The organism is Gordonia heveisoli (genome assembly GCF_030315745.1).
Taxonomy (GTDB): domain Bacteria; phylum Actinomycetota; class Actinomycetes; order Mycobacteriales; family Mycobacteriaceae; genus Gordonia.
The window spans coordinates 59,625-73,680 of the sequence record NZ_JASXSH010000020.1 but is presented as its reverse complement, the minus strand read 5'-3'; the positions used below and the strand labels follow the sequence as shown (position 1 = coordinate 73,680).

General features: G+C 67.1%; 13 protein-coding genes and 1 pseudogene. 6 read left to right on the top strand and 8 right to left on the bottom strand.

The features are described 5' to 3' along the window. Nucleotides 1-155 precede the first annotated feature (155 nt). Both QSJ18_RS16470 and QSJ18_RS16465 read left to right on the top strand, forming a co-directional pair. Complete coding sequence (locus QSJ18_RS16470) at nt 156-1,463, top strand: PhoH family protein (RefSeq protein ID WP_286327677.1); 1,308 nt, start codon at nt 156-158, stop codon at nt 1,461-1,463. 182 nt (nt 1,464-1,645) lie between these two features. Beyond that, the gene (locus tag QSJ18_RS16465; protein WP_286327676.1) at nt 1,646-2,572 is read left to right on the top strand and encodes a L,D-transpeptidase family protein; all 927 of its coding nucleotides are present in this window, start codon (nt 1,646-1,648) and stop codon (nt 2,570-2,572) included. Between the two features lie 11 nt (nt 2,573-2,583). Here the strand turns inward: QSJ18_RS16465 and QSJ18_RS16460 are convergent, their stop codons facing one another. The 5 genes and pseudogenes from QSJ18_RS16460 to glpX form a co-directional block, all read right to left on the bottom strand. Further along, nucleotides 2,584-3,153 (bottom strand): class I SAM-dependent methyltransferase, encoded by a 570-nt coding sequence (locus QSJ18_RS16460; RefSeq protein WP_286327700.1) that lies wholly within the window; start codon nt 3,151-3,153, stop codon nt 2,584-2,586. A 51-nt stretch (nt 3,154-3,204) separates the two neighbouring features. After that, nucleotides 3,205-3,888 (bottom strand): annotated as a pseudogene (locus QSJ18_RS16455) (PIG-L deacetylase family protein); the annotation flags it as partial. A gap of 51 nt (nt 3,889-3,939) precedes the next feature. Beyond that, nucleotides 3,940-5,340: a class II fumarate hydratase gene (locus tag QSJ18_RS16450; RefSeq protein WP_286327699.1), complete on the bottom strand. Its 1,401-nt coding sequence runs from the start codon at nt 5,338-5,340 to the stop codon at nt 3,940-3,942. 173 nt (nt 5,341-5,513) lie between these two features. Beyond that, nucleotides 5,514-7,205, bottom strand: a complete 1,692-nt coding sequence (locus QSJ18_RS16445) for a fumarate hydratase (protein ID WP_286327675.1) — start codon at nt 7,203-7,205, stop codon at nt 5,514-5,516. 147 nt (nt 7,206-7,352) lie between these two features. Further along, entirely contained in the window at nt 7,353-8,345 is a 993-nt protein-coding gene (gene glpX, locus QSJ18_RS16440; RefSeq protein WP_286327674.1) for a class II fructose-bisphosphatase, read from the bottom strand. A gap of 194 nt (nt 8,346-8,539) precedes the next feature. Here glpX and QSJ18_RS16435 point away from each other — a divergent pair, with 194 nt between their 5' ends. Together QSJ18_RS16435 and QSJ18_RS16430 are read left to right on the top strand one after the other, a co-directional pair. Beyond that, nucleotides 8,540-9,130: a DUF4245 domain-containing protein gene (locus QSJ18_RS16435; RefSeq protein WP_286327673.1), complete on the top strand. Its 591-nt coding sequence runs from the start codon at nt 8,540-8,542 to the stop codon at nt 9,128-9,130. 162 nt (nt 9,131-9,292) lie between these two features. Beyond that, on the top strand, nt 9,293-9,847 hold the full coding sequence (locus QSJ18_RS16430; protein ID WP_286327671.1) for an early set domain-containing protein: 555 nt from the start codon (nt 9,293-9,295) through the stop codon (nt 9,845-9,847). 19 nt (nt 9,848-9,866) lie between these two features. Here the strand turns inward: QSJ18_RS16430 and QSJ18_RS16425 are convergent, their stop codons facing one another. The 3 genes from QSJ18_RS16425 to QSJ18_RS16415 are packed head-to-tail and all read right to left on the bottom strand — an operon-like array spanning nt 9,867 to nt 12,066. After that, a complete protein-coding gene (locus QSJ18_RS16425; protein ID WP_286327698.1) occupies nt 9,867-10,091 on the bottom strand; it encodes an exodeoxyribonuclease VII small subunit in 225 nt (74 codons plus the stop codon). A 14-nt stretch (nt 10,092-10,105) separates the two neighbouring features. Beyond that, nucleotides 10,106-11,368, bottom strand: coding sequence for an exodeoxyribonuclease VII large subunit (gene xseA, locus QSJ18_RS16420; RefSeq protein WP_286327669.1), 1,263 nt, complete (start codon nt 11,366-11,368; stop codon nt 10,106-10,108). Next, complete coding sequence (locus QSJ18_RS16415; RefSeq protein WP_286327667.1) at nt 11,365-12,066, bottom strand: lipid droplet-associated protein; 702 nt, start codon at nt 12,064-12,066, stop codon at nt 11,365-11,367. The genes xseA and QSJ18_RS16415 overlap by 4 nt, the downstream gene beginning before the upstream one ends. Before the next feature lie 65 nt (nt 12,067-12,131). On the opposite strand from QSJ18_RS16415, the gene QSJ18_RS16410 reads away from it, so the two are divergent. Together QSJ18_RS16410 and QSJ18_RS16405 are read left to right on the top strand one after the other, a co-directional pair. Beyond that, a complete protein-coding gene (locus tag QSJ18_RS16410; protein ID WP_286327665.1) occupies nt 12,132-13,088 on the top strand; it encodes a 4-hydroxy-3-methylbut-2-enyl diphosphate reductase in 957 nt (318 codons plus the stop codon). A gap of 81 nt (nt 13,089-13,169) precedes the next feature. Then, nucleotides 13,170-14,051, top strand: a complete 882-nt coding sequence (locus tag QSJ18_RS16405; RefSeq protein WP_286327664.1) for an SGNH/GDSL hydrolase family protein — start codon at nt 13,170-13,172, stop codon at nt 14,049-14,051. Nucleotides 14,052-14,056 lie beyond the last annotated feature (5 nt).

Genomic DNA, 14,056 nt, shown 5'->3' with positions numbered 1-14,056 from the left:
TTCGTCCGGGAGGTTCAGATCGTGGCTGACACCAGCATCACGAGAGGGCCGGCCCCGGTCCTCATCGACTTCGGCTGACGCCGGAGTGGATGGAAGAACCGGCCGGTCGACTCAGAACTGGTTTGTGCGGGTGCCGCACAAATGTAGGAGCCCACGTGAGCACTCGCACCTACGTCCTCGACACCTCCGTGCTGCTGTCCGATCCCTGGGCGGTCACACGTTTCGCCGAACACCATGTGGTTCTACCGCTGGTCGTCATCAGCGAACTCGAGGGCAAACGCCATCATCACGAGCTCGGGTGGTTCGCCCGTGAGTCGTTGCGCATGCTCGACGATCTGCGCCTGGAACACGGTCGCCTCGATGTGCCGATCCCGATCGGCGACGAAGGCGGCACGCTGCAGGTCGAGCTGAACCACACCGATCCGGCGGTGCTCCCGGCAGGTTTCCGTACCGACACCAACGACTCGCGCATCCTGGCATGCTCCCTGAATCTGCGGGCCGAGGGTAAAGACGTCACCCTCGTCTCCAAGGACACCCCGCTGCGTGTGAAGGCCGGCGCCGTGGGCCTCGCGGCCGACGAGTACCACGCCCAGGACGTGGTGGTTTCCGGATGGTCGGGGATGACCGAGATCGACGTCGACACGACGACCATCGACGCGCTGTTCGCGGAAGGGGCCGTCGACCACGATGCGGCGCGAGAACTGCCGTGTCACACCGGTATCCGGCTCATCGGCCCGGGTTCGTCGAGTGCGCTGGGTCGGGTCAACGAGGACAAACGGGTGCAACTGGTCCGAGGTGATCGAGAGGCGTTCGGTCTGCACGGACGGTCGGCTGAGCAGCGTGTAGCCCTCGACCTGCTGCTCGACGAGAGCGTCGGCATCGTCTCCCTCGGAGGTAAGGCAGGCACCGGCAAGTCGGCCCTGGCGCTGTGCGCGGGTCTTGAAGCTGTGCTGGAACGACGCACCCAGCGCAAGGTCGTGGTGTTCCGTCCGCTGTACGCGGTCGGCGGCCAGCAGCTGGGCTACCTGCCCGGTAGCGAGGCGGACAAGATGGGGCCGTGGGCTCAGGCCGTCTTCGACACCCTCGAGGGGCTCGCGTCCCCCGAGGTCATCGAGGAGGTGCTCAGTCGCGGGATGTTGGAGGTGCTGCCGCTGACTCATATCCGCGGCCGCTCGTTGCACGATTCGTTCGTGATCGTCGACGAGGCGCAGTCCCTGGAGCGCAACGTGCTGCTCACGGTCCTGTCCCGACTGGGTGCGGGTTCGCGGGTCGTGCTGACCCACGACGTGGCCCAGCGCGACAATCTGCGGGTCGGCCGGCATGACGGTGTCGCGGCGGTCATCGAGAAGCTAAAGGGACATCCGCTGTTCGCGCATGTCACCTTGACCCGCAGTGAGCGGTCGCCGATCGCCGCCCTGGTCACCGACATGCTGGAGGAATTCGGTCCCGTCGGACCGGCCTGATCACCGCAGTCGTCAGCACACGGCGCCGTATCCCGATTCAGGGGTACGGCGCCGTGCGTCGTCCGGGGGAGCCGTGCGTGGTCCGGGGTGATGGAATAACAACCCCACCGTGACCCTCATGTGACTCACTGGCCCTTGCGCGCTGGCACACTGGTGTGGTGTTGAAGTTACTGAAGTTGCGTATGAGACTGCTGGGACTAATGGTGATTGCGGTGATGGCCGCTATCGCCGGTGGTGCCGGTCAGTCCGGCGCGGCGCCGGCCCCGACGACACCCCCACCGGGTTCCGGAGCTCAGACGCCGGGCCTGGGGATTTCGCTGCTCGACGACATTCTGAATCAGCTCGCAGGCGGTACCGGATCGCTGGAGGGGCTGCTGCCCGGTGAGGGTAGCGCGGTGGCGCCGACCAATCAGCTGATCGTCGTCAGCGCACCGACCGCCAACTCCACGACGGCAAAGCTGACCGCCTTCGAACGCGGCTCGGACAAGAGCTGGAAGCCGGTGATCGGACCGGCCGACGCGCGCGTCGGATCGCTGGGTATCGGCGAACCGAAGGACAACGTCTATCGCACCCCGGAGGGCACCTTCGCCCTCGATCAGGCCTTCGGCCGCCAGGCGAACCCGGGCACCAAGATGCCCTACTTCAAGACCGACGCCCAGGACTGGTGGGACTCCAACCAGAAGTCGCCGACCTACAACACACACGTCCGCTCGGTGAAGGGCCCCGGCGCGGACAGCGAGAACCTTTACAACATCGGGCCGGTATACGACTACGCGGTCAACATCGCGCACAATCCGCAGCGCACCCCGGGTAAGGCGTCGGCAATGTTCCTGCACGTCACCGACAACCAGCCGACCATGGGCTGTGTCGCCATCGAGCGTGAACTGATGAAGCAGGTGCTGGTCTGGCTCGACCCAGCCAAGAGTCCGAAGATCGTCATCGGCGTCAACAAGGCCGCCCCGACAGGCGATGCGCCGGCGGACACGGTGCCTCGTCATGCTCCCGCGGTACCGAGCCTGCCCGACCAGCCGATCGTCTCCGATCTGCTGACGCAGCTGATGAGCCTGGTGCCTGCGCTACTCGGCGCCGGGGCGGGGAGCCTGAATTAGGGCTTCGGGCCTCAACTTGGGCTGGTGCGCAGTCGCAGCACGCTCACCGCGAAATCGGCGTCGGGGTGAAACGCACGTAGATCCCAGGTCGCGAACCGATGTTCGACGTACAGCCCGGCCGCCTCGACCGCTGCATCGAAATCGGCGAGCGACAGATCTCGATTGGTGTGGAAGCCGGTGACGATGATGCCGTCGGGGCGCAGGTGGGCGGCCAGCCTGCTCAGCACCTGCGCCTCGGTGCCGCTACGGAGGAAGACCATCACGTTGCCGGCCGCGACGATGGCGTCGAACGGTTCGGTGACCTCGGCATCGTCGGGGGCAGACCCGCCGAGGTCGAGGATGCTCAGATCGCCGACCAGCCATCGGGGGCCGGGGTGGTCGGCTCGCGCGGCAGCGATCAGTTCGGGGTCGACGTCGACCCCGACGACCCGATGGCCGAGGGTGTGCAAGCGCCCACCGACCCGGCCGGGACCGCAGCCGGCGTCGAGGATGCGGGCGCCACGGCCGACCATCGCATCGATCATGCGAGCCTCGCCGTCCAGGTCGGCGCCCTCGTCGGCCATCGTCCGGAAACGGTCGATGTACCACTGGCTGTGACCGGGGTCGGTGTCGGTGACCCAGCGGGGTGCGGCACGTTTGAGCTCGAATCCGGACGCGCGACGCCCGCCGAAGTCGTCCCGGGCCGCGGTCGTCATGTCGACCTGGGTCCGAGCCTGTTCGGTGACCGGGTTGTCGGGATCGAGGACCGACAGATATCGGTCATGTGCGGACAGTGACCGCACCGCGTCCTCGATGTGTTCGGTGACGTCGACAGCGTGCGTCGCGTGGGGGCCGTTCTCGAACAGCAGTGGCGGACGGTGATCGATGGCCATCGCGTCGTAGGCGTCGAGGACGGCCGCGGAGAACTCCATATGGTCGCGCTGATTCGGTTGTCCGGGAGCCCATTCCGGCCCGCCGTAGAGGGAGAGGACCACCTCGGGTGACACCCGCTCGATGGCCTGGGTGATCGCCGCGCGCAATTCGGGCGTGTTGCGGATCTCGCTGTCGGGGAAACCCCAGAACTCGACCTCGTCGACCCCGACGATCGCAGCGGACGCTCGCTGTTCGGTCTCCCGCAGCGGCCCGCACTCGGCGGGATCCAGACCTTCGATGCCCGCTTCGCCGCTACTCGCGAGGGCATAGACGACCCGCCGTCCCTGGGCGGTCCACCGGGCGACGGCGGCGGCCATCCCGTATTCGGGGTCGTCGGGGTGTGCGACGAGGACGAGGGCGGTGGTCCAGTCCTCGGGGAACGGTAGGAGCGGGTGTTCGGCCACACCTGCAACTTACGCCGGTCGCCCGACAAACAGGCAGACCGGCGTGGTGGCTCAGCGCTGGTGGTCCAGATTGGCCATCTTCAGCACGTCGAGGCGACGGTCGAGTTCCTCCTCCGACAGCTTGTCGCCGATGAGGCCGCGGTCGATCACCGTCTGCCGGATCGTCTTGCCCTCCTTCAACGCCTGTTTGGCGACAGCGGCTGCCTCTTCGTACCCGATGGCGCTGTTGAGTGGCGTGACAATCGACGGAGAGCTTTCGGCCAGGGTGCGCAGCCGTTCTTCGTTGGCGACCAGGCCGTCGATGCAGCGGTCGGCGAACAGCCGGGACACGTTGGTCAGCAACGTGATCGACTCCAGGACGTTGCGCGCCATCATCGGGATGTAGACGTTGAGCTCGAAGGCGCCGTTGCCGCCGCCCCAGGTGACCGCGGCGTCGTTACCGATCACCTGCGCGGCGACCTGCGTGACCGCCTCGGGCAGTACGGGATTGACCTTGCCGGGCATGATCGAGCTACCCGGCTGCAGGTCGGGGAGGCTGATCTCGCCGAGTCCGGTGAGCGGCCCCGACCCCATCCAACGCACATCGTTGGCGATCTTGGTCAACGACACCGCGACGGTCTTGAGTTGGCCGGACAGCTCGACGAGCCCGTCGCGTGCCGCCTGGGCCTCGAAATTATCTGCGGCCAAGGATAGTTCGGTGACCCCGGTGAGTTTGACCAACTCGGCGACGACCTTGGTGCCGAAACCGTCGGGAGCGTTGAGTCCGGTGCCCACCGCGGTACCACCGATCGGGAGTTCCCCGACGCGGGGCAGCGTGGCCCGCACGCGTTCGATGCCGGCCTCGATCTGGCGCGCGTATCCGCCGAACTCCTGTCCGAGTGTGACCGGTACCGCGTCCATCAGGTGGGTGCGGCCACTCTTGACGACGGTGCGCCACTGTGACGCCTTGTCCGCCAAGGCTTTCTGTAGGTGTTCGAGTGCCGGGATCAAGTTGGTGACCGCGGCCTCGGTAGCCGCGACGTGGGTGGCGGTGGGGAAGGTGTCGTTGGACGACTGCGACATGTTGACGTGGTCGTTGGGATGGACCTCGACGCCGGCGGCGTTCGCGAGGGATGCGATGACCTCGTTGGCATTCATATTCGAGGAGGTGCCGGATCCGGTCTGAAAGACGTCGATCGGGAACTGGTCGTCGTGTCCGCCGTCGGCGATCTCCTTGGCGGCGACGATGATCGCGGTCGCCCGGTCGGCGTCAAGAAGTCCGAGGTCGGTGTTGACCTGTGCGCATGCGGCTTTCAGCAGCCCCATCGCGCGGATCTGCGCACGCTCGAGCGGGCGGAAGCTGATCGGGAAGTTCTCGACCGCGCGCTGTGTCTGTGCGCGCCACAGTGCGTCGATCGGAACCTTGACCTCGCCCATGGTGTCGTGTTCGATGCGGTACTGCTGTTCGGCCATGACGTCGCTGCCCTCCACGATGAGAAACTTAGGGTGTCCTCATCCCACGGTACGCCGGAGAGGCGTGCGCCACATGTGATGTGTGCCTCTTCGGGAGGGGGTGGTGTGCTGTTGGGTACGGGAATCTCGCCGACCATCGAACCCGTCGGCGTTCAGGGTCAAGGGTGCTGGGCTCAGCGTTCCTTGGATCGGATGCGCACGCCACCGAGCGGAACGGTAACCGAACCGGAGGGATCGGTGAAGAAGTCGTTGCCCTTGTCGTCGACGACGATGAAGGCGGGGAAGTTCTCGACCTCGATCTTCCAGACGGCCTCCATGCCGAGCTCGGGATACTCGATGATCTCCTGGCTCTTGATGCAGTCCAGGGCCAGGCGGGCGGCTGGTCCGCCGATCGAGCCCAGGTAGAACCCGCCGTGGCTGTCACAGGCGTTGGTCACCTGCTTGGAACGATTTCCCTTGGCCAGCATGACCATCGAGCCGCCCGCGGCCTGGAACTGTTCGACGTAGCTGTCCATGCGGCCTGCGGTGGTCGGGCCGAAGGATCCCGACGCCATTCCCTCGGGCGTCTTGGCCGGACCCGCGTAGTACACCGGGTGGTCGCGCAGGTAGTCGGGCATGGGTTCGCCTGCGTCGAGGCGTTCCTTGATCTTGGCGTGTGCGATGTCGCGCGCCACCACGAGCGGACCGGTCAGCGACAGGCGGGTCTTCACCGGGAACTCCGACAACTGGGCGAGGATCTCGGTCATCGGGCGGTTCAGGTCGACCTCGACCACCTCGCCGCCGGAGATGTCTTCTGCGACACCGGCGTCGGGCATGTACTGCGCCGGGTCGGTCTCCAACTGCTCCAGGAACACACCATCGGCGGTGATCTTGCCCAGCGCCTGACGGTCAGCCGAGCAGGACACCGCGATGGCGACCGGGCAGGAAGCGCCGTGGCGCGGCAGCCGGACCACGCGCACGTCGTGGCAGAAGTATTTGCCACCGAACTGGGCGCCGATGCCGAAGGACTGGGTCAGCTTGAAGACCTCGTCCTCGAGCTCCACGTCACGGAAGCCGTGCGCGGCCATCGAGCCCTCGGTGGGCAGGTTGTCCAGGTAATGAGCCGAGGCGTACTTCGCGGTCTTGAGCGCGAACTCGGCGGAGGTGCCGCCGATGACCACCGCGAGGTGATACGGCGGGCAGGCCGCCGTGCCCAGGGACCGGATCTTCTCGTCCAAGAACTTCAGGATGCTCTTGGGGTTCAGGATGGCCTTGGTCTCCTGGTACAGGAAGGACTTGTTGGCGGAGCCGCCGCCCTTTGCCATGAACAGGAATTTGTACTCCGGACCCTTGGGGCCCTGCTCGGTGGCGTAGATCTCGACCTGCGCCGGCAGGTTGGTCCCGGTGTTCTTCTCCTCGTAGGTGGTCAGCGGAGCCAGCTGCGAGTACCGCAGGTTCAGCTTGGTGTAGGCGTCGTAGACGCCGCGCGAGATCGACTCGGCGTCGTCGGTGCCGGTGAGTACGCCCTCGGACTTCTTGCCCATGACGATCGCCGTGCCGGTGTCCTGGCACATAGGCAGCACGCCGCCTGCGGAGATGTTGACGTTCTTGAGCAGGTCGAGCGCGACGAACCGGTCGTTGCCCGACGCCTCCGGGTCGTCGATGATCTTGCGGAGCTGTCGCAGGTGGGCCGGCCGCAGATAGTGGCTGATGTCGTGCATCGCCTCGGCGGTGAGCTGCTGCAGAGCTTCCGGTTCGACCTTGAGGAACTTCTGGCCATCGACCTCGAAGGTCGAGACGCCCTCGGTGGTGATCAGGCGATACGGGGTGTCGTCCGCGCCGATCGGGAGGAGGTCGGAGTAGAGAAATTCGGGGGCTGCACTCACGGGCCCTGATTTTACGTACCCACACCCGTGACCTGCGGGTTAGTACACCCTAACCTCTGCTCGATCGGGTTGGGCTGAAAAGACCGCGACCCCATCGGCGATGCGTCGATGGGGTCGCGGGTGCGGATCTGCTGGGCGAGTCCGGTCTCAGACGTCGATGCGCGCGTACTCGCGCAGCTTCGCGGTCTTGTGGACGGCCTCGACGCGACGGATGGTGCCCGACTTGGAACGCATCACGAGGGAACGGGTGGTGGCGCCATTCGGGCGGTAGGTGACCCCGCGCAGCATGTCGCCGTTGGTGACACCGGTGGCGCAGAAGAAGGCGTTCTCACCCGATACCAGGTCGTCGTTGGTGAGGACCCGGTCGAGGTCGTGGCCGGCGTCGATGGCCTTCTGGCGCTCCTCGTCGTTGCGCGGCCACAGCTTGCCCTGGATCTCGCCGCCCATGCACTTCATGGCGACGGCGGTGATGATGCCCTCCGGGGTGCCGCCGACGCCCATCAGCATGTCGACGGTGGAGACGTCGTCGGCGGCCGCCACGGCACCGGCGACGTCACCGTCGGAGATGAGGCGGATCTTGGCGCCGGCCTGGCGGATCTCGGCGATCAGGTCGGCGTGGCGCGGGCGGTCGAGGACGATGACGGTCAGGTCGGCGACGTCGATGCCCTTGGCCTTCGCGACCGAGTTGATGTTCCACTCGACCGACTCGTCGATGTTGATGGCGCCCTTGGCCTCGGGGCCGACCGCGATCTTGTCCATGTAGAAGACGGCCGATGGGTCGTACATGGTGCCGCGTTCGGAGACCGCGATCACCGAGATCGAGTTCGGGCGGCCCTCGGCCATCAGGGTGGTGCCGTCGATCGGGTCGACGGCGACATCGCAGTCCGGGCCGTCGCCGTTGCCGACCTCCTCGCCGTTGAACAGCATCGGCGCCTCGTCCTTCTCGCCCTCGCCGATCACCACGACCCCGCGCATGGACACCGTCGACAGCAGTTCGCGCATGGCGTCGACCGCCGCGCCGTCGCCGCCGTTCTTGTCGCCGCGGCCGACCCACTTGCCCGCCGCGAGTGCGGCTGCCTCGGTCACGCGGACCAGTTCCATCGCGAGGTTGCGGTCGGGGGCCTGGTGGTTGTTGGACATGGGTATCGACTCCTCGGCATGGCCACCGTGCGTCGGCAGCCGATGGTCGGCGATACCCTGCACTGTGATGGCGCGACAGTGTGACGTTGGTTACTGTTCGGACGGCGATCCTGCTGGTCTCGTCTCGTTCCCCATCTTTGCATGTCACACCGCGAGTTCGGTCGTCGGCCCTGCTGGTGGGATACTCCTCTGTCATGGCAGGTAAACCGCGCATTCTCACCGACGGCAGGGACATGATCTGGTCGCTGATCCCGTTGATCCTCGTGTGCGGGCTCGTGGTGATGGCATCGGGGAACTGTTCGGTCGGTCTGACCGGCACCGCGGCCGACGATCGGACAGCCGCGTTCGACGTCGAGAACGCCCTCAAGGCCGACGCCTCCACCATGGCCTTTCCGATCCGGTTACCCGACACCCCGCCCAAGTGGAAGCCCAATTCGGGGTCGACGGCCGATGTCGACGGACATCGCGTGAGCACGGTGGGTTGGCTCTCGGCCAACGGCGCATATGTGCAGCTCACGCAGAGCGATGCGACCGAGGAATCGTTGCTGGCGTATATGGCGGGCAAGGACGACAACGGGACCACCTACAGCATCGACACCGACGGTCCGCGGACGGTCGCCGGCCGAGGGTGGGTGGCGTACTCCACCGGCAATCTCAACAAGAAGTTCTGGGTTACCGATCTCGGGGATGTGCGGATCGCGGTGGCGACCCGCGGACCGGACGCCGATCTGGAAACCCTCGCGACCGCGGTCCTGGCTCAAGCTCCGCTGCAAGCACGCAAGTGACGTCGTAGGCGCGGCGCAAGTCGGGTGTAACCGCGTATCCGGCAGCGATATCCGAGTAGCGCGCTACTCGTGATCATGCGGCCTCCGGTTCGTAGCGTCAGCTGCGAGGAGGTTGCCGTGCACCGCGTACGCGGCCCGAGGGCCACACATCAGCAGCGTGACATGAGTGGGATCAGTGCTGTCGCCTGCTCTCACCTGCTGGTGGTCGTGGTCCTGGTGGTGCTGATGGTCGCGGTGGTTCCGGTGTCGCGCGCCGCGGCGGCAGGTCGGCGGGCGCCCGAGCCGCCGACGCCGACCTTGACCGTCGTGGTGCACGGCGAGCAGGCGCGCCATCACCCGGGTGAGGAGCTGTTGCTGCGGATCGGCGCCAACCTCGCCGGTGTGAACGGATGCCCGGTGGTGGCCGACCTGACCATGCTCGCGGTGACGCGCAACGGCCACCCGCTCGACGGAGTCGAACCCGCGACGTCGCGATCGGTCCGAGGGTCGGCGCCCGGTTCGCTGACGATCGTCGCCGGGCCGGTCGCCGAGGCCGGGCGGTACCGGTTCGCCGTGATCTTGCGTCCGGCCGGAGGCTGCATCGCATCCGCCGCGCGTACCGAGGCCATCGTCGACGTGCGGGACACCGAATCTCTGCCTGCGTCCGACGACGGGGTGCGGGCCGAGCAGATCGACGCCTTCGCCGTCGAACGTCAGGCGGTCGCGGAGCTGGGGTGAGCACTCGCGACGGCCGGGATCAGTCGTCCGCGGAGTCGTCCTCGTCCTCGCGCGCCAGGACCGATTCGATGCGCTCGCGGGCACCTGCCAGGTGCTGTTCGCAACGGGTCGCGAGGGCTTCGCCGCGCTCCCACAGGGCCAGGGACGCGTCGAGGTCCAGACCACCGTGTTCGAGGGTCGCCACGATGTCGGCGAGCTCGTCGCGCGCCTGCTCGTAACCGAGGGTGTCGACCGGCGCGGGCATGCTGTCGTCGGTGCTCACGAGGTGGGTCCTTTCTGCGGTGCCGGGTCCGGGTCGACCGTGGCGTGGGCGGAGCCGTCGGCCACCCGGATCCGCACCCGTGCGTCCGCGGGCAGATCCCGCACCGACGACACGATGGTGCCACCCGGACCCGCGCCGGAACTCTCGGCGCGGGTGATGACGGCGTATCCGCGGGCCAGGGTTTGAGCGGGTCCCAGCGTGGACAGCCGGGCCGACAGATGTTCGGTGCGCCGATCCTCGGCATCGAGGTGGCGGAGGATGTCGCGACGCACTGCCCGCAGCGACCGGTGGACCTCGGCAGACTCGATGTCGATGAGGGTGTGCGGCCGGGCGAGAACCGGCCGGGCGCGCAGGCCGTCGACGATGTGCGCTTCCCGGCGTACCCAGTTCCGTAGAGCATGCGCGCTACGACGCCGCAGCGTGGCGATCGCGGCCAACTCGGCATCGACGTCGGGGACGACCCGTTTGGCGGCGTCGGTGGGGGTGGCGGCGCGTAGGTCGGCGACCAGATCGAGCAGTGGGGCATCGGGTTCGTGCCCGATGGCGCTGACCACCGGTGTGGTGCAGGCGGACACCGCGCGCAGCAGCGCTTCGTCGGAGAAGGGGAGTAGGTCTTCGACGCTGCCGCCACCGCGGGCGATGATGATCACGTCGACGTCGGGGTGGTCGTCGAGCTCGGTGAGGTGACGCAGGATCGCCGGAACCGCGGTCGGTCCCTGGACCGGTGCGTCGCGAACTTCGAAACTGACTGCCGCCCAACGCTGCTGGGCGACGGACAGGACATCGCGGCCGGCCGCACTGGCGCGGCCGGTGATGAGGCCGATCCGGTTGGGCAGAAACGGCAGTGGCCGCTTGAGTCGGGGATCGAAGAGACCTTCGGCGACCATCAGCTGCCGCAAACGTTCGATCCGCAACAGCAGTTCACCGATGCCGACCGGGCGGATGTCGCTGACCCGCAGGGACACGGTGCCGCGTCCGGTGTAATAGCTCGGCCGCCCGAACATGACGACGTGGCTGCCGTCGGTGAGTGGAATCTCGGTGCGCGCCAGGAGATCCGGGCTGCATGTGACCGATATGGAGATGTCGGCTGCCGGGTCACGCAGAGTCAGGAAGGCGGTCCGGGTCCCCGGGCGGCGGTTGATCTGGGTGATCTGCCCTTCCACCCAGATCTGCCCGAGACGGTGGATCCAGTCCGCGATCTTGGTGTTGACGGTCCGAACCGGCCAGGGATGCTCGGCGCTGTTCGGTGAGCCGGTCACGTGGTCGACGGGCGCTTGTTCTGGGCGGCGATCCGATTGTCGAGCATGGTCACGAACGGCGAACGGTTGCGGTTGTCCTTCTCGTACTCGGCCAGCGCGGCCAGATCGTCGGCGCCGACGGTGCGCAGCTTGGCGCGCAGCTGGGCGAGGGTAAGCCCGTCGTATTCGAGGTACTCGACGACCTCGGGAGTCTGCCCGTCGACAGCAGGTCTCGGCGCGCCGGTCTCGGCCGCGGTGACCACATCTTCAGGCGCCGAGCTGTACAGCGCGAAACGTCCCGCAGCAGGTTCGGTTGCGTCGTCGGTCGCCGGGTCCACCGCGGCGGGCTTGGGGGCGGTCTTCTTGGCCGCTGCCTTCTTCGCCGGCTTCGCGGCGGCGCGTGCGGGTGCCGATTCGTCGGTCTGGGTGATCTCGATCGGGGTCGCGATCGCGGCGTGGAGCTCGGAGGTGTCCTCATCCTCGTCGAAGCGGGCCCAGGCCGGCTGTTCGTCGGGCTTGTCGAAGATCGACTCGAGGACGGCGTCACCCTTGATCGCCAGTTCGGCGATATTCTGCTGAGCGCGCATACCCGCCTGCAGGGTCTGGCTCACTGCGGTCATCGGTAGGGTGACGATCAACGCGGGGAGTTTCTTGGTCTCTTCGATCGCCGTAACGATCAGTCCTGCGGCGATACGGGCCGGATACGGTGCGCGAACCATGCTCACACTCTGCCATCACATGCGCGCGGAGCAAACCGGGACTCGCGAACACGTACCCTTGAGGCATGTCTGAAGCCAAGCGTGTCCTCCTCGCCGAACCCCGCGGCTACTGTGCCGGCGTCGACCGGGCGGTGGAGACCGTGGAGCGGGCGCTCGACAAGCATGGTGCACCGGTGTACGTCCGCAAGGAGATTGTGCACAACCGGCATGTGGTGGACACCCTCACCGAACGTGGCGCGGTCTTCGTCGGCGAGACCGACGAGGTGCCCGAAGGGGCGATCGTCGTGTTCAGTGCACACGGCGTCTCACCCGAGGTGCACCGCACGGCGGCCGCCCGCAGCCTCCAGACGATCGACGCCACCTGCCCGCTGGTGACCAAGGTGCATCAGGAGGCCAAGCGGTTCGCACGGGACGACTACGACATCCTGCTCATCGGTCACGAAGGTCATGAGGAGGTCGAGGGAACCTCGGGTGAGGCGCCGGAACACATCCAGATCGTCGACGGACCCGACAGCGTGGACAAGGTTTCGGTACGTGACGAGTCGAAGGTGATCTGGCTGTCCCAGACGACCCTGTCGGTCGACGAGACGATGGAGACGGTCAAGCGGTTGCGGGAACGCTTCCCCGATCTGCAGGACCCGCCGAGCGACGACATCTGCTACGCCACCCAGAACCGTCAGGTCGCGGTCAAGGCGATGGCCCCCGACTGCGATCTCGTCATCGTGGTGGGATCGCAGAACTCGTCGAACTCGGTGCGGTTGGTCGAGGTCGCGCTGCAGGCGGGTGCGCGGGCAGGCCATCTGGTCGACTACGCACGCGAAATCGACGAGTCCTGGCTCGACGGGGTCAGCACCGTCGGTGTCACCTCCGGAGCCTCGGTGCCCGAGGTGTTGGTCCGTGGTGTGCTCGACTACCTGGACGAACGCGGTTACAGCACGGTCGAGACGGTCAACACGGCCAACGAGACGCTCACCTTCGCGCTGCCGCGCGAGTTGCGGCCGTCGCGTACCGGCGGACGGTAGCCCCGCCGGGGTGACCCGGCTCGGGTGACCCAGAAGCGTCCGATCACCGTCGGCCGCGGTGTATCTGTGATACCGACAGATATGTCACCGATCACATTCCTGCGCACCGCTGCGCTGGCCGCCGCACTGTTTGTCGTCGCCACCACGGTCGGCGCCGGTAGTTCGGGTGCGGCCCCGACCGTGACGGGCGGCCCAGTCGACTATGTCGCGCTCGGCGACAGCTATTCGTCGGCGGCGAGTGTCGCACCGGCAGCGGCCGACTCACCTCGCGACTGCTATCGGTCGTCGAACAACTTCTCCGGTCGCCTGGCACGGGAGTTCGGCTATCGGCTCACCGATGTCAGCTGCGCCGGTGCCACGACCGCCGACTTCTTCGCGTCGCAGCACCCCGGGGTGAAACCGCAGCTCGACGCCCTGTCCTCGCGGACCGACCTGGTCACTTTCACCATCGGTGGCAATGACGGGATGATCTTCGCCGACACCGTTCGCAAGTGCGTGACGGCGGCGATGGCGACGCTGGGGCAAGGAGCTCCGTGCCGGGCCACCTACGGGGACAGCATCGGGCGGGAGATTCGCACCGTCACCTATCCCAAGCTCGTGAGGGCGATGGGGGCTGTCCGGGTGAAGGCGCCGAACGCGCGCGTTGCGGTCCTCAGCTACCCGCTGCTGTTGCCCGACCGCTATCGTCCGTGCCCCCAATTCCCGATCGCGGCAGGCGATTTCCCGTACGCGCACGGAGTTCAGGCTGAGCTCAACGCGGCGATCCGCCGGGCTGCGGGCGAGACCGGGGTGATCTACGTGGACGTCACGACGCCATCGGTCGGGCACGACAGCTGCCGTCCCGTCGGGGTTCGCTGGGTGGAACCGGTGGTCGGTGCCACCCAACTGGTGCCGGTTCATCCGAACGGGTTGGGTGAGCGTGAGATGGCCGCGATCACCGCCGCTGTGCTCCACCTGCGATGACACCC